Origin of the sequence: Pedobacter sp. AW31-3R (assembly GCF_052180285.1) — a bacterium.
Classification (GTDB): domain Bacteria; phylum Bacteroidota; class Bacteroidia; order Sphingobacteriales; family Sphingobacteriaceae; genus Pedobacter.
This window is the reverse complement of sequence record NZ_CP197475.1, coordinates 6,320,653-6,343,927: the sequence shown is the minus strand read 5'-3', so window position 1 is coordinate 6,343,927 and position 23,275 is coordinate 6,320,653. Positions and strand designations below refer to the sequence as shown.

At 45.2% G+C, this 23,275-nt stretch carries 12 protein-coding genes; all 12 read right to left on the bottom strand.

Annotated features, from left to right (window positions below):
• A complete protein-coding gene (locus ACSBL2_RS25850) occupies window positions 1-2,745 on the bottom strand; it encodes a sugar-binding domain-containing protein (protein WP_442589451.1) in 2,745 nt (914 codons plus the stop codon).
• Between the two features lie 5 nt (window positions 2,746-2,750).
• Window positions 2,751-3,956: a glycoside hydrolase family 88 protein gene (locus ACSBL2_RS25845; RefSeq protein ID WP_442589450.1), complete on the bottom strand. Its 1,206-nt coding sequence runs from the start codon at window positions 3,954-3,956 to the stop codon at window positions 2,751-2,753.
• Between the two features lie 29 nt (window positions 3,957-3,985).
• Window positions 3,986-5,773, bottom strand: coding sequence for a glycoside hydrolase family 2 protein (locus ACSBL2_RS25840; protein WP_442589449.1), 1,788 nt, complete (start codon window positions 5,771-5,773; stop codon window positions 3,986-3,988).
• Window positions 5,774-5,787: 14 nt separating this feature from the next.
• Complete coding sequence (locus tag ACSBL2_RS25835; RefSeq protein ID WP_442589448.1) at window positions 5,788-7,776, bottom strand: glycoside hydrolase family 97 protein; 1,989 nt, start codon at window positions 7,774-7,776, stop codon at window positions 5,788-5,790.
• 8 nt (window positions 7,777-7,784) lie between these two features.
• Window positions 7,785-9,875 (bottom strand): alpha-galactosidase, encoded by a 2,091-nt coding sequence (locus ACSBL2_RS25830; RefSeq protein WP_442589447.1) that lies wholly within the window; start codon window positions 9,873-9,875, stop codon window positions 7,785-7,787.
• A 13-nt stretch (window positions 9,876-9,888) separates the two neighbouring features.
• On the bottom strand, window positions 9,889-11,466 hold the full coding sequence (locus tag ACSBL2_RS25825; RefSeq protein WP_442589446.1) for a DUF4832 domain-containing protein: 1,578 nt from the start codon (window positions 11,464-11,466) through the stop codon (window positions 9,889-9,891).
• Between the two features lie 39 nt (window positions 11,467-11,505).
• On the bottom strand, window positions 11,506-12,699 hold the full coding sequence (locus ACSBL2_RS25820; RefSeq protein ID WP_442589445.1) for a SusE domain-containing protein: 1,194 nt from the start codon (window positions 12,697-12,699) through the stop codon (window positions 11,506-11,508).
• A 51-nt stretch (window positions 12,700-12,750) separates the two neighbouring features.
• Complete coding sequence (locus ACSBL2_RS25815) at window positions 12,751-14,403, bottom strand: RagB/SusD family nutrient uptake outer membrane protein (RefSeq protein WP_442589444.1); 1,653 nt, start codon at window positions 14,401-14,403, stop codon at window positions 12,751-12,753.
• Window positions 14,404-14,414: 11 nt separating this feature from the next.
• Window positions 14,415-17,441 carry a SusC/RagA family TonB-linked outer membrane protein gene (locus ACSBL2_RS25810; protein ID WP_442589443.1) on the bottom strand — a complete coding sequence of 1,009 codons (3,027 nt, stop codon included), beginning with the start codon at window positions 17,439-17,441 and terminating at the stop codon, window positions 14,415-14,417.
• Window positions 17,442-17,628: 187 nt separating this feature from the next.
• On the bottom strand, window positions 17,629-21,687 hold the full coding sequence (locus ACSBL2_RS25805; protein ID WP_442589442.1) for a hybrid sensor histidine kinase/response regulator transcription factor: 4,059 nt from the start codon (window positions 21,685-21,687) through the stop codon (window positions 17,629-17,631).
• Window positions 21,688-21,866: 179 nt separating this feature from the next.
• The gene (locus ACSBL2_RS25800; RefSeq protein WP_442589441.1) at window positions 21,867-22,166 is read right to left on the bottom strand and encodes a hypothetical protein; all 300 of its coding nucleotides are present in this window, start codon (window positions 22,164-22,166) and stop codon (window positions 21,867-21,869) included.
• A gap of 3 nt (window positions 22,167-22,169) precedes the next feature.
• The gene (locus tag ACSBL2_RS25795; protein ID WP_442589440.1) at window positions 22,170-23,171 is read right to left on the bottom strand and encodes a polysaccharide deacetylase family protein; all 1,002 of its coding nucleotides are present in this window, start codon (window positions 23,169-23,171) and stop codon (window positions 22,170-22,172) included.
• Window positions 23,172-23,275 lie beyond the last annotated feature (104 nt).

Sequence of the window (23,275 nt, the reverse complement as noted above, 5' to 3'; positions counted from 1 at the left end):
TTATTTCATTAAAAAGGAATCGATGTAGGAAGCTTCAACAACTACCTTCGGTGAAAACTGATCACTTTTTACATAGTTGTCTATACTTTTTAACAACTGCCGGGTAGCCGGACGCTTGTCCATCTCAGTTTTAGTGTCTACTGCCAGCACCAATAACTTCCCGCCATTCACCCGGGCTTCAAATCCTATACCCAGTTTCTCATTATTGTCATAGCTATCAATCACCTGGATAAATGGGCGAAGCTTTCCTGGTGCATCTTTCATTTCAATAACTTTTGCATGATTTAAAATATCCCACCATTGCCAGTCGGTATGATAGGAAGTGATAAAATCCTTGAATACGGGTTCATCCTGATGGATTAAAGCACCAATGGTCATGGGTGCCCAGGCAAACATGATCGGGTTCCAGAAATGGTTGTGGAAAATAGATTTGCGCCCTTTTACTTTGTCCGGTAGGGGGCAAAGGACTACGGTTTTTCCCTGGGTAAGCTGTTGTTTGGCTGCATCGTCGAATACAGTAGTATAGTGTACCTCAGGGGTCGATTGCATGAGCGTTTCCTGTTGAGGATATACCCAGATATTCCAGCTGTTCCGGATCTCTTCATTGACCGACAGGTGTACCGTCAGTTGTTGTGCAGTGGGGATATCGTTTAAAGGAAAAGAGAATTCTCCAACTGCTGAAACATCGTCATTGGCTATCGTCTGCGTCTTAAGATCTCCTCTCTTAAGCACTTTACCGGCATCATCTGTTACCCACCATTTCAATTTGGCATTCTTGATGGCGGACTTGCTGAAATTATATACCTCGGCTTTACCGGTAAAAGCTTCATTAGTGAAATAGGCACTTTTTTCATAGCGTAACAAGGCGACTGTCGGGCCACAGAATTCCCTGAACTTTTCCGGAGTAACCAAACCTTTTGAATCCCAGAAGGGGTCAAGTATACCTACAGGAGCATATCCTTGTCCAGGAAAATCATTGAGGGACAATAACTGGAAACCCGCAGATTTAGAAGAACGCAACAGGGCTTCAATAACAGCCTTGTACTCCAGTACCGTCAGTGCACCCGATGCGCGGAAGAAGTCATGCGCCTGATCGAGCATCCCGTTCTTGTCCAGTAGTTCCTGAAAGACCTCAAAATTGCGGGCTTCGACAGGACTATTGGCATACTTCTTTATCTCTTCAAAATTGGGATAAATACAACGTTGCCCCGATTCATGAGAGATGACCGGTACGTCCACATCCGACTCCGTATTTCTATCCCAATTCGTACCAGGCAAACCTTCGTACACCTTTACCGGCCCTTTGTTCGTTTGCTGCGAAACATAATACTGATCCGATTTGACACGGGTCCGGGCAGTAGAGCCACTGTATAAATGTCTTGTATCGGCTTTTCTGCCTTCGGCAGTCAGTTCTTCTATGAAATCGAAATTGCCGGTAATTTCGTTCCCATTACAGTACAGGATGAAAGAAGGATGATTGCCATATTCTTTTAGGATGGCTTTAATTTCCCTGCGGAAGAAGTTGTACCGCGCTTCATCGGGTTCGGCATCCTTTCCCCACATGGGCATTTCTACCTCGAAATAAATGCCGTGTTTGTCCGCCATGCGGAAAGCTGCTTTTGGCGGGCACCAGGAATGGAAACGAAGGTGGTTTAAACCATATGCTTTTAGGAGTAACAGGATACGTTCCCAGGAAGCATCATCCAGCGGAACATGACCTGTTTTAGGAAAAACGGCATTTTCAACATTCCCCCTCAGGTGGAGCGGACGGTTATTGAGCATCACATGGTTTTTGCCCTGTCGCACTTCCCGCATGCCGAAGGTAGTGGATTGTTCATGCTGATATTTGGCCTTATTGTCCCCAGTATTCAACTGACAGCTGATCTGGTAAAGATTAGGGTTAAACTCATCCCATAGCTTCACATGTTTATCCAATGGGATGGTACTTTCCACAACCGCAACCGAATCCCTGCAATTGACAGGAACAGTATGGTTCAGCTTATAGTTTTTTCCCGCTATGGTCAATACGGCAATCCCGTTTATAGCTTTTTTTGTCGTGTTATTGATCTGGAGTTTCACCTTTACGGAATGATCTGCCACATTGGGATACACCTGCAGGTCATTGATGTATACCGGATCCAGGGCAATCAGTTTCATTTCCCCCAGTATGCCATTCCAGTTGATCTGGGTAAACTCGGTATGCGCATGGTTCCATTTATGGGTATTGTACTGAAACCGGTTATCAATACAAATGGTGATGCGCTGCGTTTTCCCGGGAGTAACAAATGCAGTTAAATCGTGATTATGGGGAACGCTGATGTAATCTATTTTACTGACTTCCCTGGTATCCACATAAATGGAACTCAGCCAATGGGTCCGTTCAAAATACATGAATATACGTTTACCTTTCCATGCGGCGGGAATTTCGATATCTCGTTGGTACCATGCCGGACCCATATACTCATATTTCCTTGTCAGGCGATCTATATGACGGTAGGGCGATTGATAACCAATCTGATGATCATCGGTGATGCCTGGGAGTTCAATTTTTTCCGGCAATACATGATTGTACCGTGGAGAAAGCGACCCGCGGCGGAAATCCATCACATCGGTCTGGAATCTCCAGGTGCCGGATAAATCGATGGTTTGGGTTTGTGCCTCAAGGGAATGTGACTGTATCAGTAAGAGGAGGAAAGCGATAAGGCTGAAGTATCTTTTATAATTCATTTCAATTTTCGGCTTCAAATCATTTAGTTTAATCTTTTCTTTAACCGGCTCAGGGCTTCCAGGTAATAGTAGTCTGCATAGGTAAGGGGGACATCAACTTCCGACTTGCCGGGAAGGGAGCCCACACTATGTTTCAGGATAAAACATCCGTTCTCTCCCAATTTGGCAGTATAGGCCGGTGAAGCCAGTGTCCTGATTTGTGTTTCCACTACTTTCATATACTTTGCGGCAAGAGGCTTGTCGAGAAAACCACTGAGTTCAATCAAGGCTGAAGCCATGACCGTAGCAGCCGATACGTCGCGGAAGGTATTCGGAATATCAGGTGCATCAAAGTCCCAGTAGGGGATATAATCTTTCGGCATATGGGGATGGTTAACGATATATGCTGCTATGTTTTTTGCCTGTTCCAGGTAGCGCTTGTCCTTGGTTTCCCTGTACAGATAGGTATAACCGTAAAGTCCCCATGCTTGTCCGCGGCTCCAGGACGATTCATCAGCGTAACCCTGGTGGGTTTGTTTCAGATGGGGAAGTGCTGTGGTCGTGTCATAAGATACGACATGATAGGAACTGTAATCCGGGCGGAAATGGTGTTTGATGGTCTTATCCGCATGGGATAAAGCGATCTCTTTAAACCTGGCATCTCCCGAATTGTCCGCTGCCCAAAGCAACAGTTCCAGGTTCATGATGTTATCGATAATCACAGGATATTGCCATTTGTCTTTATTGTGGTCCCAGGAACGGATGAGTCCGACAGCAGGGTTATAACGGGTGCTTAAAGATTTACTGGCCGTAAGCATCACTTCTTTATAATGTTCATTGTGGGTTAAACGGTAACCATTGCCAAAACTGCAATAGATCATAAACCCTACATCGTGATTGTCGGTGGTATATTTCTCTCTTTCTACCTGGTCCGTATATTGTTGTGCATAGGTCAATACTTCAGGATTCCGGTTATTCTCATAAATATACCAAAGTGACCCCGGGAAAAAACCACTGCACCACCAGCGGGAATCAGAAGACACATCCCTGCCATTTTGGTAAGTCCGTGGAAGACTCCCTTCTTTGTCCCGATACCTCCTGGCCATCAGTAAAGATTGCTTGCCGGAGAAAATAAAAGCATTGTCAACAACAGATTTCAGGGATTTACCCGGATCCGTTTTTGAGGTATCAGGAGAGGAAAACAATCCTGAGAAAAAAAGTAGACAAATCAATAAAAGGTTATTCATCATGTTGAATGTTTGTTTAAATTGTTAGGTAGTTAATTGCTGCGGTTGTAATATTCCCTGATCAGGTACCAGGCTTTCTTCCGGTAACCCTGATCCGATACCAGCCCCTTGCGGTTCCAGCCCTCCTGATGGGTCGGATGTAAGCGGAACGGAGAGCGGAAATCGAAGAGTACCCAGGGTGAGATTCCCTTTAGGTTGGGAATGTGTTTAAACATCTTCAGGTTGTCTTTGTATAGTGTTGCCTGATGGTCTTCACTCCATGAGCTGGCAACATCGGCTTCACCTGTTTTGCCATACAGGGCTTCCGCTCCAAATTCAGAAATGAGCAGTGGTTTCCCCCTGGCCACATCCCAGACCGCTTTGTCCGGTGTTACAGGCCATTGGTGGTACCAGCCCATATATTTATTCACCGCCACCACATCCAGTTCTTTGATAAAAGGATCGTTCATCGTGAAAGCCTGTCTTTTGCTATCAAAACGAACCAGGTCGAATGCGGCAACAATCAGTCGTGTGGTATCTATTTCCTTACAGCTGGCAATCAGGTCTTTTAAAAATGCGTTGCGCGGTGCTGAAGGCTGTGTTTCATTGGCCACTCCCCAGAAGCCCAATGCGCAACGGTTTTGATCACGCCTCACCATCTCCTGGATCATCTTCAGGGCTTTGGCTTTGGTGTTGTCATTCTTAAAATCTATACCTTGCCAAATCGGGATTTCCTCCCATAACAAGAAGCCCATTTTCTCCGCCATTCTTACCGTATGTTCATTCTGTGGATAATGCGCCAGACGGATCATGTTACATCCCAGAGCTTTGGCTTCAGAAAGCAGCATCACGGCATCAGCTTCAGAGAAAGCCCGTCCCATGCGTTGTGGTATTTCTTCATGGAAGGAGATTGATTTCAGGAAGACCGGCTGGCCGTTCAGATAAATGTCTTCTCCTTTAACTGTGATATTGCGGAAACCAATTCTTTCTTCCACTTGATCCTGTTCCGTTGAAATGATCACAGTATAAAGCCTGGGGGAGGCGGGCGACCAACGTTCCAGTTTATTCGCCTGAAATGATGTTTTTACCCTGCCCTTATCATCAGTCTTCAAGACCTGTTTAATTTTCAATTCCGGAATTTCAATCGTCACCCTTTCATTACCCAGTTTTTCTGAGAGCTGAACCCGGGCGTCAATTTTGTTGGCTTTGTATTTATCCAATTGTACAAAGTAATCTTCAATAAAAGCGGCAGGTGTACTCACCAGGAATACATCCCTGGTTATACCTCCGTAATTCCACCAGTCGAAAGCCATCGCCGGAATGGACTCCACCCTGCGGGTATTGTTGACTTCTAGGGCAAGGAAATTATCTTTTTCTTTCAACTGTTCGGTCACTTCGATCTGGAAAGGGGTAAAGCCACCCTCATGCTGCCCTATTTCCTGTCCGTTCAAGTAGATACGGCAGCGGGAACTCACCGCTCCGAAATAGAGGAACCGGCGTTTGCCAATCTCTTCGGCAGCATCGAATTTGCGCGCGTACCAGATTGTTCCTTCGTAATATTTAAGTTCCGGCAGCTGACTGTTCCAGTCAGACGGAACATTTAAGCGAAGTCCGTTTTCAAAGGAATATTCATAGAAATCTGTCTTTCCTTCCGGTTTTTTATTCAGGTAAATCTTATTTCCTCGTCCCTGATCGTATAAATCGATTACAGCCTCCCATTTGCCATTCAGTGATTGCAGGTTCCGTCCGTATACGTTGATCATCGTTTGCTGTGCCTGAGCAGGTATAAACCACAAAGCAGACAAGCTGATCAACAGGGTTATATATATTTTCAACTTCATAAGCATCGGGGATATTATTTTTTGTAAATCTTCATGGCAAAACCGCCACCTTGTGCCATCGCCACCGTTAATTTACGGTCAGAGGGAATAGTGATGTTCTCCTTTTTATAATCTGATGCGATCCGGCTGGCATTGGCACCGTCACGGTAAATTTCAGCGGTATAATTCCCTTCCTGTAAGAAGGATAAATCAAGTTCCAGGCTGCGTGCATTCCAATTGGTCATGGCGCCGACATACCAAATCCCAGCTTTCTGTCGGGCTATGGATATATACTTGCCGATCTCTCCGTCCAGTGCAATGGTCTCGTCCCAGACGGTAGGGATCGCTGATATAAAATCGGTACATTCCTGTTCCTGCTCATAGTTCGTGGGGCTATCACATAACATATTCAGCGGAGATTCGAAAACTACATATTCCGCCAGCTGTCGGCAGCGCGTTCCCTGGCTCATCGGTTCATCATTAATGCCCCTGTGGGTTCTCTTCGTCGCATTGCGCATCGCGCCCTGGGTATAATCTACAGGGCCGGCTACCATACGGATAAAAGGCATTGTCACATCATAAGTCACCTGATCCAGCTCTGTGCCGGTCCATTTCATTTGTTCAAGGCCATGGACGGCTTCGAAATTGATTACATTGGGATAGGTACGGTTGATTCCCGTAGGTTTATAGGTTCCATGAAAATCAACCAGCAATTTATACTTTGCGGCAGTGGCGGCGGCACGGTAATGAAAGTCGACCATCTGCTGATCATCACGGTCCATAAAATCGATCTTGAACCCTTTAATCCCCATTTCGGAATACTGTTTACACACCCGTTCCATATCCCGGTCGAAAGCATAATATCCGGCCCATAAAATAATGTCTACATTTTTCGATTTTGCATAGGCAACAAGCTGCTTTAAATTTATTTCCGGTACCACCTGGAATAAGTCGGCCTTCAGATTTACCGCCCAGCCTTCATCCAGGATTACATATTCAATCCCATTTTTTGAGGCGAAATCAATATATGCTTTGTACGTCTGCTGGTTTACTCCGGCTTCGAAATCCACGTTAGACAATCCCCAATGGTTCCACCATTCCCAGGCAACCTTACCTGGTTTTATCCAGGAGAGATCAGTAATTCGTGCAGGTGCCGCTAACTTATACACCATATCATTATCTGCAAGTGCTTTATCCTGTGTGGAAACGATAACGATACGCCAGGGGAACCTGGATTTGGCTTTCGCCTTTGCGATATAGGGCTGTCGTGAAGTCACCAATTGCTGCAACTGGTTATGACCGCCCTGTGCCGTAGCCACAGGGCAGGGGGCGAAACTCGCCTTTAACGCAGCAGACCCGTCCCTGTTGGCCAGGAACATTCCCGGATAGCTTTCCAGGTCTGATTCAGCCAGGCAAACCTTTTTGCCCCTCTCCAGGCTCAGCACCAGGGGCAGAAATGCCAGTTTATTTTCATCCATTTTGCTCAATGCCGTATAGGTATATTCGTTCTCAAATGAATTGAAATATTGCTCCTCTATGGTGTTGAATTTCCCTTTTACATAGGGAATATAAGCCTGGTAATCCTTATCGAAACGGAATGCCGCTTCTTCATTTTTTACCACGATATCCTTATGGCCGGTGGAAATGAAACGATAGGCCATGCCTTCGTTATAAGCCCGGAATACCACACTGAAATCTTTAAAATCCAGCGTCAGCTCATTATAATGGTCAGTAATTTTATTCTTTTTATAAAAATGTGTAGCAATCTCCCGGTTTACAGTGGTTGTTTTCGCTTTCCGGAATTGAGCGCCTGTTCCCCAAATTGTACCATTGTCCAATTCCATGGAAATGCTGGAAGGTTTAAGGATGACCTGCCCCTCATGTGTGACAGAAAAACTTAACCGGTCCGTTACGGAAACAGACACGTTGAGTTTACCTTCCGGCGAGGTCAGCTGATAGTGTTTTTGTCCACACACAGAAGTGGCGAGGGTAAGTAAGCAAATAATAAAAAAGGGATACTTCATGTTTTCTTTTAAGGTTGAATGAGTTCGTATGTGTACATCACAAAATCGTTTGCATCAGGCAGGGTGACATTGATCATTCCCTGCTGACTGATCGTGGCGGTCATTGCTTTTCCGTGTCCTAAAACCGGTGTGCATTTCACTTTGGCACCTTCGGGTAACCAGGTTTTCACCAGTCCATCCCTGGAAGGCGTGTTTTCCCTGAAAAAGAGGAAATAACCCCGATCCCCTTTCACCGATTGGAAACCTGTCCAGGATCTGCCTGATGGTTCTTCTCCAATGGGCAGGATAACGCCGGTATGGAAATCGTGCTGAATTTCTTTGTAGGTATTGATCAGTTTGCTGGTATTCAGTGCTTCTTCCGGCAAGCCAGTTCCTTCAAACCATGCCAAAGGTTGTCCGGCCATGGTTGTCGCAAACAGGTAGTCGAAAGAATAATTTCCCGGGGCAAAAATATCGCTGCCGTATTGACCGGCATTTCTCCATTTATTCAGAAATTCGACCTGTATTTTCTCCGCAGGAACATACTTCGACAATTGCCACAAATTGCGCAAAGTCCAGTAAGGGTAATAGTTCTGCCAATCGGTATAACGGTTTTCCAGGAAGATATTTCCATATTCATTAAACAGGTGATAACCTCCGCGACGTCCGGCTGTGGCATCGAGATTGAACACCACCTTGTCCTTTGTTTTTTCGAGTACCGTATCAAACAGGCGACGAAGGTTAATCTCCGATTGCTTGTTCGGAATTGCCAATCCATCAATTTTAAACATCCGGATTCCATATTCCTTATACAAACCCACGATGGCCTGCACGTCTTTTTCCCAGTCGGCATAATCGTTCTGCACACTGGGATTAAACCAAAGGCATATTTCTACACCCAGCTTTCTGCCCTTTTTCACCAGGGGATGCAGACCCTCCGGATATTTCTTCGGATCGGGTTTCCAATAATCGGGATTGTCCCAGATGTTTTTAAACGAACCTTTGGCAACTGCAGAATTCGGGCTTTTCCCGATCTGCCATCCATCATCTATCTGGAAATGCGACACTCCCAACTGTGCCGCTCTTTCCACTTCCATCAGGCTGAATTTTTCATTTACCTTTGAATCCTGGCTGCGGTCACCCCAGGTATTCATCATCACCATCTCATCTCTTTCAGGCAGTAACTTCCGTATGTTTTTCTGGTAGCTTCGCAGGGCCTTCAGTTGATTCAGTTCAGGCCCGCTATAGACGCCAATCACACTTCCATAGGCTTTTCTCCATTCATCAGTCAGGATATCCTTTTGGGTCATTCCCAGTCCGCATACACTAAAATGTCCGAACTCCGTCGTGAAATCATAGCCATTAGCAGCCAGTTGCACATCCGATGAAGGTGCTTCTTTCAGGAAGAAGATCCCCTGGTCATTTTCAATATTGTGGGCAAAAAGCAGGTTCCCTTTATAGGAATTCTTGCGGTATGGAATAAGGTTACGCTCAAATACAAGGTTATTGTTCCAGTCTGTGACATCATGAAATTCTACAATTTTTGTTCTCCAGTGAAATCCGTCGAGTTTCATCTGATCCAATATTGCTGTCGCCTGTTTGGATTTCATATCTTCCGTAAATTCGATATTCTTCCTGTCGGCCAGGTTCAGGTCTGTTCCTTCAGTCAGCGCAGCGGTACTGCCTTTCAGGTAAATCTCACAGGCAATCACAGGGCTGTCACTGTAAACCCGGTACACTTTTCTGAGGTGTAAAGTCCCCAGTGAAAAACGGACTTCTGTCTCTGCATAAGCAGGGTGGATCGCTGTTTCTGGTATAGCTCTTGACGCGTACGAAGGGTTCGATGCCGTCACAGGATCGCCTGGAAGCTGGAAATCAGGAATCCCTGCTTTGTTCAGCAAGCTGCGGCCTGACGATTTATCCGTCAGGCTAAAAGTAATCAGGTTCCCCTTATTCCAGATAAATTTGCGTTCTATCAAGGCATTACCTATCACCAGTGTGTCATTGCTCAAACGGCTGTATGATGCATTTTGGGCCTCAACCGTCAATACAGGAAGGAGAGCCAGCAGTGTTAGATAGATACGTTTCATATTGCTGAGATAAGGGGAAATTAAAGCCATCGCTGAATAGTTTTTACTGTACCTGTAAGTTAAGGAGTTTCAGCCATCCTTCGCTGGTCAGCTCCCCGTTAACGGCAAGCTTAATTCCCGGTTGGTTCTCCTTTGTGGTATCCACAATCGCTATCGCCCATGAATAAGTTCCGGCAGGTACATTCACCGCAGTTTTGAAATTGTAGGATACCGGATTATTCTTCAGCCAGGCGGAAGGTTCCCCCTCCTTGTCCACAAAAATCTGTTTGACATTGTTCTCTGCATCCAGCAAGGCAAAAGCAACTTTATACTTAAAATTCCATTGTGGAATGTTGTTGGGAAAATATCCCCAGCCCATATTTCTCCAGCGATGCGTGATGGTCGTTTCGGCTCCGCTTTTTATTTTTTCGGGTATATACACCTGATCGGGATACAAGCGGTAACCTCCTTCAGACGTAAAACGCTGAACCAGGTTAAATGCTTTTTCAAACCAGGAGTCTGTATCACCCGCACGGAAGTCCATCATATTCACACAGGCTTCTGCAGCAGCATCAAATTCACCCTGACGTACATCCTCAGGGTGTCCCTCCCTGTATTTATTACTTGGATCTGTCCAGTACCGGTGTGTGCCGGAAGTAATCCATCCGCCTTCCATCAGGATCGGGCGTTTATTGTTCCAGGTTTTGGCAAACTGTTTTTCCCAGCTTTGGTAATAATCGGTCATGCCGAAAGCATCCTGTCTCAGGCTGTATCCTTTGTTGATCGCTTTCACCAGCAGCCTGTCACTATTGGGATTTGGTGCCCCCCAGCTTATCGGATCGCCGATAACGCGGTGATAATTGATCACCAGCGGCACTTTGGTAAAGCAACGGGTATACAGATCTGTCACCCAATCCAATACTTCCTCTTTCAGTTTTTCAGTATTCTGACCTGTAGAAGTCCCCGGGTTTTCATAAATCACATTGTGTGCTTCTCCCCATTTACCCAATCCATACGCATCAATAAATGCCGTGCGGTCGGGGTTATTAAATTCTTTGGCCAGTTCTTCAATAAACTTGGCATAATAACTTCTGAAAATAGGGTCCTGGGGGATTGGCGTAATGCGGGTCGGAAAAGCTGTATTCTCCAGGTAATAGGCCGCTCCGGCATCAAATACAAACTTCGGGGTATTCATGCCTTGATCGCGTCCATCTACCACTATCCGGAAAGCCACCGGAACCCCTCTTTTTTCTGCACCTTTAATCAATTTCGCGATCTGCGAATTGGGATCATTCCAGGCATACACCCCATCGCTGGGATTCAGCGAAGCCCAGCTCGTGCGGATATAACAGGCGGAAGCATAATCTATGGCTTTTACCTTTTTACCCAGATCCGATACATAATACTCCGTATCCCAGTAAGACTCATCTGCAGTACGTGCGCCATACATCACCCAACCGTTTAAAGGATTGCGTAATACGGCGGTTCTATTGTATTTTGGACTGACCAACGTATTGTTTTTATCCACTCCTTCCGGTTTGCCGCCGATGTCATTGTCTTTTGAAGAGCAGGCAAATGAAGAGAGACAAACAAATGCCATGAAGGCAAATTTTGTAATGGTCTTATACTTTAAGTTTTTCATATTTCTTAACCTTAAAAATTTCTGTTGTACTGAATTATTCTAGCGCTTTTCTGCGATGATGGTCATGTTCCTTAAGTCAAACACCACGAAGTTTGCGCCTCCCGGAATTGTATAATAGGAGTTGCGCTGCCCTCTCCCTGCGCTTCCATGAAGGGTAGCGATTTTACCCAGCGTCAGCGACATTTCCTGTCCATCGGTTTCGGATTTCGGCTCGCAGCTAAAAGCATAAGCAAGGTTCTTGTTGTTGTCTGTTCCGCCATAAACAATGAATTTTGCTTTGCCAGTCAATCCTCCGGTATACACCAGCACTTGCGGATCGGCCAGACTCACCGTGGCATTACACTTTATAGGATTTCCCCAGTTGTTAATGGCTCCGTGCATCCACAGTTCATTAATTTCAGTGGTCACCGGTACACTGGCATCATTGTTCCAGACCACCGTTTTCGGGCTAAGGGCTTTTGCGGGAGAATAAATCGTTGCTGTTGCCTTTTGCATATTGACGACCACACGGTATTTTCCTGCGGTCTCTATATTCCAGGAAACAGGAACATCCCGCATTTTCACGCCTACGGCAACACCGTCCTGTAGGGTTCCGTCCCCATCAGCCGGGGCGATGTAATTGGTTTCCCCATTAAACGCTACGGGAACCTGTAGTTCTCCGGCCTGCAGGTCAATCAGGTAGGCATACTGGTTTGGATTCTCCAGTGTTTTACTGATCTCCACTTTGCTCATTCCCGGAACGGCAGAACCTGCCAGGAACATTTTGTCCGCATCAAAAACGATAGACTTGATCGGTTGTACATTCACCGTAACGGTACGTACTTCCGGTGCCTTAAAAGTAGCTCCGCCTTCCCATTGAATAATGATCCGGAACTCAATCGTAAAAGGCTTGTTTACCGGCAGTCCCCATTTTTCATTTGCCCAGTTCTGCAATTGCTCAGAGGTAAAACTTTTCTGGAAAATACCATCTTCCTCATAGCTGAGGATCATGGTCGACGAACCGAAATTATTTCCCACCACGTCCAGTTTGGAAGTATAAGAAACCACATGGTCGCCAGACACCGGCCCGCCTTCCTTCCAGCTGAAAGTCAGGATCTCTTTGGTCATGTCATCTCCGTCCAGTACAATATCTGTAGCAGAAGCCTTCAGTTCCAAACCTTCTACAGGTTTCTCAATGTCCATAATCTCCGGTTTGCAGGCATTCAGACCCAGGACGATTAAGAACAACGGCATTATTTTATATAAATATTTCACCCTTTTCATATGTTAAGTTTCATAAAATGATTATTTACCGTATCCAGGATTCTGAGGGAATTCGGCATCCCGGTTGGCATCAATGATGGCTTGTGGGATAGGCCATAAAGCATGAAAATCCCTGATTTTATCCTTCAGCCCCGTATTATAGGTCTTCACCCTTTCCACCAGTTTTTTCGTCCGTATCAGGGTAAAGCGGCGACTTTCCTCACCTACCAGTTCCCTGATGCGTTCATCCAGCAGGAAGTCCATCGTCATGGCCTCCGCACCAATCACCTGTGCCCCTGCACGTCTGCGTACCTCATTTACGGCATCAGCTGCTTTTGAAGGGTTGCCCTGGCCCAGGTAGGCTTCCGCAAGCAGCAGATAGGTTTCTGCGAGGCGGAATTTCATACGGTCCCTATAGCTTCCGGTGAGACTCAGGTTTTCTATACGTCCATAGAAAAACTTGGTCAGTGCCGGGAATAACGATTTGGTAGAGAACCAGGTTTGTTCGGTGATATTCGACTTTTTGCCATACAGCGAAGCATCATTCACATTGTTGTAATACCAGTTGCGCTTGATGTTGTAATTGGAATTACGGATATCCGTGGCATCAAAAATACCGGGTACATTGCCGGTCGCATTCGTGCCATTGGTACCAATCCACCATTTCATCGGAACAATCTGTGCCAGACCGCGGCCACCTAAACTATCGGCCAGAACAAATCCCGCTATTTCCGCATATTTCGGACTCCAGGCCCTGCGTGTCCAGTCATCTGAATTCACCCCTCCTCCAACAGTGTTAAAATCAAACTGCAATACCCAGATACTCTCCCTGTTGCCATTCTTCAGTCTGTTCTGGTTATTCTCAATAAACAGATCGCTGAACACATCGCCGGGTTTATCCTTCGCTGCACCGTAACGTGTTTTCATCAGGCCGTAATAACCACTATTGATCACGGCCAAGGCAGCTTGTTCTGCCGCTGCAAAATCTCCCTGCATCAGGTACATTTCGCTCAATAAATGGAAGGCGGCCCATTTGGTCAGTTTTCCATCTTTCACCTGGTCCGGACTTTCAGGAAGGTTTTCTGTAGCAAACTTCAGGTCATCTACAATGTGTGCGAGCACTTCGGCTTTAGGAGTACGGGTAAAATCAAGCTTGAAATCATATAAAATGGTTTCCACATAAGGGACATCACCATAGAGATAGGTGAGAGTACGGTAAGCATAAGCCCTGAAAAAGCGTGCTTCGGCCTGAAAACGGGCCTTATCTGTCGGCTTATCCCAATTGTTGTTCTTGTCGGCAAAGATCAGGACCTCATTTGCCGAGGAGATCAAGCCATAGGCCCAGTTCCAGTACGAGGCTACAAAACGTTCGTCAGGAGTCAGTGTCAACTGGGCAAATGCGGTGAGTGAAGCATCACTATTGATCACTTCCACAATATCAGTCGCCGCCTGTAACACCTCATAAGGTGTGGCACCATTGTGTAAAAATGCGCCCTCTTCACCAAAGGTATTGTATTCCGATCGGGTAAGCGCATACAGTCCGGCAGTACCTACCTCAAATCCATAGGTACTTGTAAAGGTATTGGTGGGAGCCAGCTGCGATTTCAGGTCTTCATCCAGAAAACGTTTACATCCGCTTACAGTGGTGATGAACATGATCATCAGCACTGCTCTTGTTATATTTTTAGTCTTCATGTTCTGTTCAATTAGAAAGTTAAATTCAATCCCAGCATATAGGAACGGGCGGTAGGATAAGAGGCCATCCAGCTGTTATCGTAGTTAAGCAGCTGCCGCACATTGGAGAAAGTATGTACATTATTGACGCTCAGGTTGAGGTCAATTGAGTTCAAACCTATCTTGCCGGCAATCTTTGAACCCATTCTGTAACCCAGGGTCACATTCTTGAGCTGTACATAAGAAAGCTTTTTGTAATAGCCGTGTCCGTAATTATTGAGATAACCCGGAGAAACGATTTCAGCATCCGGATGCTCTGGTGTCCAATAATCTGCGCCATGTACATAGTTTGTTATCCCATAGGTCCATGAACCTATATTGGCCAGATTGTCCTCGCGCCAGACCCCAAATACCCCGTTAAACAGAAAGGAGAAATAGAAATCTTTATAGGTAAGCCGGTTACCCATAGAAGCCGCGAAACTTGGCATTCTGGAGCCGATAATTTTCTTGTCGTTGGCATCGATATACCCATTGCCGTCCACGTCCTCCAGTTTAGCCGATCCCGGAGCGGCCCCGGTTTGAATTTCCCGTTCATTTCCATTGGCATCCGTCGTAAAATAGTTATCGCCCTTTTGCCAGATGCCCACCATATGGTAATCATGATAAACCCTTAAGGGGCGGCCTATAAACCATTTATTCGTAATGTCATCAATTTTGTCTCCGCGCAGGTCAATGATCTTATCGCGGTTCAGGGAGAAATTGAGACTGGAAGTCCACCTGAAATCTTTACGTTCCATATTCACGGAATTCAGTGTAATCTCAATCCCTTTGTTGCGGGTCTGGCCAACATTGTCCCAGATTTTACTGTAACCATTCATGATCGGTACTGTACGCAGCATCAGCAGGTCGTGGGTATTGGACAGATACATATCAATACTTCCGCCAAGACGGTTGTTGAACAATTGAAAATCCAGTCCAACATTTGCGGTATAGGTTGTTTCCCATTTCAGGTTAGGATTGCCGATTCCGTCGCCAGCCAGGTAAGCGGTATTGATGGCCGAGCCACCGTCTCCCCATACATACTTCACTTTTGAATACAGGCGGTCCAGTGTCTGATACGGACTAATGGCCTGATTGCCATTTACACCATAGGAAAGGCGCAATTTCAGCTGATCCAGCCAGTTCACCTTTTGTTTGATAAAACCCTCTTCTGCGATATTCCAGGCAAAGGCGGCAGAAGGGAAAAACGCATATTTATTGTTGATCCCAAACACAGAGGCACCATCTGTCCGGCCCGTTAAAGTGGCTATATATTTACCTTTGTAGGCATAATTTAAACGGAACATGTAAGACAGCATACTCGTCTCGGACAGCCCTGAAGCAATCACCTGGTTACGTTCCGCACTGCCCATCATGTAATAACTGGTATCATCGGTTACAAAACCGGCTCCGCTCTGTGCAGAAGTCACGTTTTTAGTCTCCTGCATACTGAACAATCCGGTAGCGTCGAAGCGGTGGTTACCGATTTCACGTTCATACTTGAGGATATTTTCAAAGGTATAATCTGAGTACTGGCCATTACTGATACTTGCTTTTCCGCCAACTTGTCCCCCTTGTTCTCGGCCTTCAAAGGTATCCCGGCCATAATAGGTACCGATAAAGCTGTTCCGGTAATTGTATCCGTAATTGGAACGGAAGGACAAACCTTTAACCGGCAGCAGGATATTCGCATAGGCGCTGAGGAAAAAGTTGCGGTCAGTTCGTGCCTGGTCGGCATTCACATTCAGCATTGGGTTGGTAATCAGCGAATACTCCATAGGCTCGGCCACATAATATCCTGAATCATCTTTATACTGTCCGAATGGACTCTGTTTAATGGCATGTTCGATATTTGGTGCCACACCACCATTTTCTTTTTGTACAAACTGGGTTCCTATACCGGTCGTCAGCCAGTTGTTAAACTCCTGGTCAATGTTCAGTGAAATATTGGTACGGGATAATTTGGTATTGTATACCACGCCATCCTGATCCAGGTGGGCAGCAGCAGCCATGTATTTCGTATGCTCCGTACCTCCCGACACCGTAACCTGGTGGTCCATTGTAAAGCCTCTCTGGAAAATGTAATCCTGCCAGTTGTTGGTCACCCCATTGATGTAATTCTTACGTTCTGTTAAACTGATGATGCTTCCGGCAATTGGGTCAAGCTGGTCTCCTGAATAGCTTTCCCTCAAACGGCCGATGTCCTGCTGCAGGCGTATATACTCATTGGGCCCCATGACCTCAATCCATTGCATGGGTTCCGCTACACCCAGCTGGGCCTTATACCCCACCTGTGGTTTTCCGGTGGATCCTCTTTTGGTCTGGATGAGGATCACCCCGTTGGATCCGCGCGACCCATAGATCGCCACTGCAGAAGCGTCTTTCAGTACGGTAAGGTTATCTATGATATTCGGATCGAGGTCTACCAGGGAACCGCTATATGGAATACCGTCAAGGATAATTAATGGGGAATTGTTGGCTGATATGGAATTTTCACCACGGATAAGAAGGGTTTGATCCTGTCCCGGAGCGGCATTGGAAGTGGAAACACTAAATCCCGCCACTTGTCCCGCCAGCCTGTCCATCAGGTTATTGGTAGAAACCATATTCAGCTTCTCCTTCCCCACAACAGCCAAACCTCCGGTGAGGTCTTTCTTGCGTACGGTACCATAGCCCACCACGACCACTTCTTCGAGTGATTTATCGCCACTCATGGTTACATTGACCACTCCGGAAGGGCTCACTTTAACTTCCTGATCGGTATACCCGACATAGGAAAAGACCAGTGTTGAAGCGGGGGGAGCCTGTAAGGTATAATTTCCATCCTGATTGGTTACCGTTCCGCCAGCTTTGCCTTTTACACGAACGGTCACCCCGATCAGGGTTTCTCCACTTTTATCAATTACTTTTCCTGTAATTTTAATCAGATCCTGTTGTGCATATATCGGGTTTGCCGACAACAGGAGCAAAGCTAGAGGCACCAGAAAGCCCTTCAGCCTTGTGCGAATTTCTATCATCATTTAGTTTTGGTTTATTATTTGGTTAATCTTAAAAAGTACTCTCGTTCATGGGCCAAAGCGAGAGTGGTACTTTGGCCTTACACAAAAGTAGAACAAGGCGATTTCATGAGGGTATTCGTTTGTACAGAAATGGTTCTGTTTTGTACACTCCGCAGAAATTCCCGGTTTATTGCGTCAAAATGAGGCTTTAAGGTTTCTTTCTGAAGTCGGTCGGTGTAATATCAAATTGTTTTTTGAAACAAATACTGAAATGTTTGGGGTTATTGAAGCCGATTAAATAGGAGATCTCGGACACGGTAAGGTCAGATTCTTTTAACAATTGTGCGCCGCGTTTAAGCCGGATATCCATTAAAAATTCTTTGATCGACATGCCGAGGATGTGATTGGTTTTCTGGTACAGGAGCGTGCGCCCTATTCCCATATCCGATACGAAAGATTCGACATTATAATCGATATTGCTGATGTTCTTCTCAATCAGTTCCATGGCCTTTTTCAGCAGGGCTTCATCGGCTGAAGAAGTCGTGACTTTAGAAGGCTCAGCAATAAATTTCTTGCTGTACGATTCCTTCAGCTCATTCTGGTTTTTGATTAGGTTGCCTACCTGCTTCAACAGGTAATCCATATCTATCGGCTTATCGATAAACACATTGGCGCCGCTTTCCAGTGCCTTGATCTTGTTTTCCGTATTCTTGCCCAGTGCAGAGAGCACCACAATTGGGATATGGCTCGTTTTGATATTGGAACGCAGTTTCCGGCACACCTCAAATCCATCGGCTTCCGGCATCATGATATCTGTAATTACCACCTGCGGAAATACTTTTTCTGTTTTGGCGATGCCCTCATTGCCATTCGTAGCCGTATAGATATTGTAATGTTCTGACAAGCGTTGTTCCATGTAAGCTCGCAGACTGGCATCATCTTCAATCACCACAATGCTATTTGCTTTACGGCTCCTTTTATCGCGCAGATTCATCTCTTCTGATTCCGTGAAAATATTGTCGATCTCGGAAATGGTGTACTTGTAGGTGCCTGCATTATTGTCCGTTTTCCCGGCATTTACACTAAAGGGCAGGACGACAGTAAAAGTCACTTTCGAATCCCCTGACTGTAAAGTCACCCTTCCTTCCAGATAGGTCACCAGTTCTTTCACAATTGTTAATCCCAGCCCAGTACTCTTTTCAAAAGCCAGTTCACCAGATTTTAAACGCTTGAAAGATTCAAAGATCAGCTCTTTCTTATCATCGGGAATCTCCGTCCCGGTATTGGTGACCGCAAAAGAGAGATAGGTGGTATTGCTCTTTGCCGGCAGTCCCAGCGTGGCAAGCTCTTCCAGACTGCTTTCCCTGATTTTTACCCCCACATATCCATTTTCAGTCGTATACTTTATCGCGTTAGAGAACAGGTTGGTGAAAATCTTTTCAATTACATCGTGATCAAACTTGGAATAAAAGCTTTCAATTCCGCTATGGATCTCCGTTTCTATGTCTTTTTTGCCGGCATACAAATCAAATAAGGAAAAGATGTCGTTGATATACTGGATCAATTCACCGGGTTGTTGGTTGAGTGTGATTTTCTGGCTCTCTATTTCCCTGAACTGGAGCAGCTGACTGATCATGCGTTGAATCCGGTTCACATTTTTTTCAATCAGCATGACATAGGCATTCGCATTGGCCGATTTGTGTTCGGGTAACAGTTCTTTCAGTTGTTTCAGGGGATCAACCACCAGGGTAAGGGGTGTTTTCAGGTCGTGTGAAATATGGGTAAAGAAGTTAATCCTTGCCTGACTCAGTTTTTTCAGGTTCTGCTCTTTCAGCTGTTCCATTTCAAGCCGGTGTTCGAATATTTTTTTATTTGTAAAATACCGCCAGATGAAGTACACAATACCCATCGCCAGGATGGTGTACACCATGTATGCCCAGACCGAGAAAAATGGAGAAGGGTTGATTTGGAAGTACAGGGAAGAAACCTCATTACCCCAAAGACCATCATTATTGGCTGCCCTGACTTTGAAGATATAGTTTCCGGCAGGCAGATTAAAGAACTGCACGGAATTCTGCCCTTCGGGCAGGGTATACCATTTGTCCGAGAGGCCAACCATCTTGTAGGCAAACTGATTTTTTCCGGCCTGCAGGTAGCTGTTTGCAGAAACCCTGATTTCTATATTTGCTTGTTCATGGGAAAGTACAATCCTGTTGTTGTTCTCTTTTGTATAAGAAAAAGTCGCTATTTCCTGTGGCAGCGGGGAATCTTTGTCGCCCGGAATCACCTTCTTGTTATTAATCAACAGGTCGGTAAAGAAGACTTTTGGTTTCTGATTGTTTTGTTTGATCCTGCCCGGGGTGAACATGATAAATCCATTCGTTCCGCCAAACAGCATTTCGCCCTTTGCGGTTTTAAAGCAGGACCGCACATAAAAAGTTCCGCAAAGACTCGGGATATCGAGGGGAAACTTATTGATTTTCCTGTCTTTATCGTCGTAAGCATACAATCCGTCATTGGTGCTGAACCACAGGTCCTTTGAACGGTCATCTTCCAGGATACCGAAAACAGTTTTCCCCAGTAAACCTTCTTTTTCAGCAAAGTTGACGTAGTTTCCGTCCTTATCCAGCCTGTTCACCCCACCGCCACGTGTACCCAGCCAAACATCTGCATCTGATGTGATGTAATAGGAGCAGAGATTATTTACCGCATATGGGGCATTGGGAATATAATAATGTTTAACAATTCGCCGGGTCTTGACATTTACAATGTATAAGCCGTTATGCGTAATCAGCCATAAATTGTCCCCTTTATCGCGGAATAAGGTTTCAATTTGCATCCTGACCACATGACCTTTGGCATCATAAAAGGCAACAATTTCTGTCGTTCCTTTTTTCTTATCCTTGTAAATCAGTTCCGAATCAGGATTCGTCATCCAGATCCCGGATTCAGCTTCCATGGCGAAATCGTAAATGCTGAGCTGCTCTGAGGTCACAGGGTGGTACATCTGCAGGTCGACAAAATGCTGGCGCCTGCTGTCAAACTGTTCCATTCCCCCGTTGAATGTGGATACCTGCAGTATGTCTTTTTCTTTATCATAATGCAGGGCTTTGATCATGTTTGAGGTAATGCCTATCTTATTGTCCTGGGTATAATAGGAAAAATGATCGGTCTTTCTGTCCCAATAATTTAAGCCTCCGCCTTCGGTACCAATCCACAAATTGCCTTTATCATCTTCTTCAAAGCAACTCACAATAGGGTGATTCAGCCCGCCTAAACTGGGTTTGAAATAGTTGACATCATTGTCGAAGAAACTCATGTAGGCCAATTTCCCTCCAAAGGTGCCGATCCATATCCCTCCGTCGGGATCGGGATAAATGGACCATACTGAATTATTCGGGAGGGAATAGGGGTAATGAAGATTTGACCGGAGCAGATGCGTTGCTTTTGTCAGCGGGTCCAATAAGAAAAGTCCGGATTGGGTAGCTACCCAGATCGTGTTGGAAGCATCAATGTACAGGCTTTTGGTACTGGTGGTTTTTCCGTACCTGAGCGGGAGATGATACCGTTTTACTATTTTTCCGTCACTGGAACATTCATATAACCCATTCATATGGGTGAGAATATAGGTAGAACCCTGGTGGATCAATAAATCCCTGATCACATAACTGGTATTTCCCAGGTCAGCAAATAAACTATATTGCCTGCTTTCTTTGTTCAATTTGAATACCTTTCCTTTTGCGGCAACATAGATCTGATTTTTGGTATAAACCAATGCCGATATCACCTCTTTCGAGGCTAGAGGATATTTCGTGACTACAGTCGGGCGGTCGGGCTGGAAAGATTCGATCTGGTTATCCCTAATTAACCAGATCGCCCCATCATCTCCCAGGGTAATTGTTCCGATATTCCCTTTTAGAATCCGCTCGAAAGTTTGTTTCTGATAATTGAAGCGTAAGAGTCCGCGGTTGGTTGCCACATATAATCTTTTGGATTGATCGGTAATGACTTGTCCGTAGTTCCAGTATGATCTTGGGGCATGTACGGTAACAAGATCGTTCATTTGGGTAAAGGAGTTGCCGTTATACACAAATAAGGCATCGTACCCACTGAACCAAATTCTTCCTATGCTGTCTTTGGTAATACTGTGTATGCCTCCATGATAAGATGTTTCCCGCATGGGATGAAAGCGGTAGTTCGATATATCTATTGCAAAACCAGGCCACGGCAATAAAATGAAAAGTAAAATTGTAAGTGCAAATCTCATTGGTCAAACGTCAAGGGTAGGCATCACCTGCAATTACAGGCCAACTCATTAAACTGGTCGCAATGACTGCAACTCAGGTAAAATACAGGTGGTTGAAATATTTGGTTATTTGCTAACTGCAATATAGATAAAAAAGTTCTTAGGCATAAAATACCCCGATGATGATTCTGAAACATTTATTATTTAAGAAAATTCAAGGTGATCAGCAGGATAATGATTAAAATGCCAACGAGAGAGATGATGAACAGGTAGTCCGCAATTGTTTCCAGCTTTCTTTCTTTTTCCAGATCTGAAGTTCTTAGAGAGGCGAAAGAGAAAAGGCAGGAACAAGTTAAAAGTACAGCAATCACAGAAGTAAACTCATCTATGAGATGGTTTTCTGTCATGTTTGCAATATGTAGTGAGGTGATCACAAAAAGACAGAACCCTAAAAGGTTCGCTGCCGTATTCAGGATATGCTGAGAAGTTGTCTTTGCCATTGTCTATTCTTTAAATTCATTATCGACACTCTCTCTGAGGTCATACAGCAACCATTGTTTTTGTTGTACCTGTTGTTGTTCATTTTTCAAAAGCTTCAGGAAATCCTGCACACCGATAGGCTCATTGCCATTGCCATGGATCAGCACGATGCTTCCAGCCTGTGCAGCCTGTCCTTTGGCCAGCCATGCATCGCTTCCAATCGGGATTAATCCATAAGCAGTGACCTTAGAAACAATACGGTTATCCGATACCAGTCCGGGGAAACGGAAAAACACAGCTGGCATCATCCCATTTTGCAGCATGGCGATCTCTGTTCCCAGAATCTCGAAATCCAGATCCGTTCCGGGAGCAAGCAGAAAATTGTCCTGTAATGGCACATTGGGGTTATAATGATGGTTATAGGTATGGTTGACCCAGGTAATTTCGAGGTCTCCAGATTTTTCCAGCCCTTTCAACCAGTTGAGGTCAGCGCCATGCGTAAGCATAAATCTGCCGGAAACGGATAAAGCGAGGGGTACAGGTTTTTCAATTTTCTTAAATTCCTTAATTAATGAACTGAAGATTACCCGGTCCAGTGGTTTATGAGAAGGACAAAGATCAATGGTAAGCGTGATTCCCTTTTCTTTCGGATAACCATGTATAATACCGGCATTCTGCATGGAAAAGGATTGTCCTTGAACTTCCTCCAGTGATCTGACATAAGCAGTGCCTGAAAATGTATGCATGACCTGAGACCAGCTGCCAGGCTTTGCAGCCAGCTTGGAAACGGGTAAAATACCACTTTTTAGGGTGTTAAAGTCTACATACAAATAACTTGGTGTCCCGTTTTGTTCAAATTTCCGGATAATCATCACCTCACTTCCCCGATAGTTCGAAGTGGCGAGGTATACTTTGTAATTGGCGATATTGGTTTGGGAAAAACCAGGTACAAGACAGAAAAGGCAGCTCCAGGTCAGTAAAAAACATATTTTTAATCTCACACTAAATCCTGTGGTTATATTCATGCTGTTCATTGTGAAATGAGATATAAATGTAAACTATAATCTTAATTTGCAGAAATAATCGGCACAATGAATATCCGGGAAAGATGATCTCTGCCATCCCGTGT

Coding starts and splice junctions, on each gene's coding strand:
- ACSBL2_RS25845 (WP_442589450.1), bottom strand. CDS start 3,956: ATGATGAATAACCTTTTATTGATTTGTCTACTTTTTTTCTCAGGATTG.
- ACSBL2_RS25840 (WP_442589449.1), bottom strand. CDS start 5,773: ATGAAGTTGAAAATATATATAACCCTGTTGATCAGCTTGTCTGCTTTG.
- ACSBL2_RS25835 (WP_442589448.1), bottom strand. CDS start 7,776: ATGAAGTATCCCTTTTTTATTATTTGCTTACTTACCCTCGCCACTTCT.
- ACSBL2_RS25830 (WP_442589447.1), bottom strand. CDS start 9,875: ATGGCTTTAATTTCCCCTTATCTCAGCAATATGAAACGTATCTATCTA.
- ACSBL2_RS25825 (WP_442589446.1), bottom strand. CDS start 11,466: ATGAAAAACTTAAAGTATAAGACCATTACAAAATTTGCCTTCATGGCA.
- ACSBL2_RS25820 (WP_442589445.1), bottom strand. CDS start 12,699: ATGCCGTTGTTCTTAATCGTCCTGGGTCTGAATGCCTGCAAACCGGAG.
- ACSBL2_RS25815 (WP_442589444.1), bottom strand. CDS start 14,403: ATGAAGACTAAAAATATAACAAGAGCAGTGCTGATGATCATGTTCATC.
- ACSBL2_RS25810 (WP_442589443.1), bottom strand. CDS start 17,441: ATGATGATAGAAATTCGCACAAGGCTGAAGGGCTTTCTGGTGCCTCTA.
- ACSBL2_RS25805 (WP_442589442.1), bottom strand. CDS start 21,687: ATGAGATTTGCACTTACAATTTTACTTTTCATTTTATTGCCGTGGCCT.
- ACSBL2_RS25800 (WP_442589441.1), bottom strand. CDS start 22,166: ATGGCAAAGACAACTTCTCAGCATATCCTGAATACGGCAGCGAACCTT.
- ACSBL2_RS25795 (WP_442589440.1), bottom strand. CDS start 23,171: ATGAATATAACCACAGGATTTAGTGTGAGATTAAAAATATGTTTTTTA.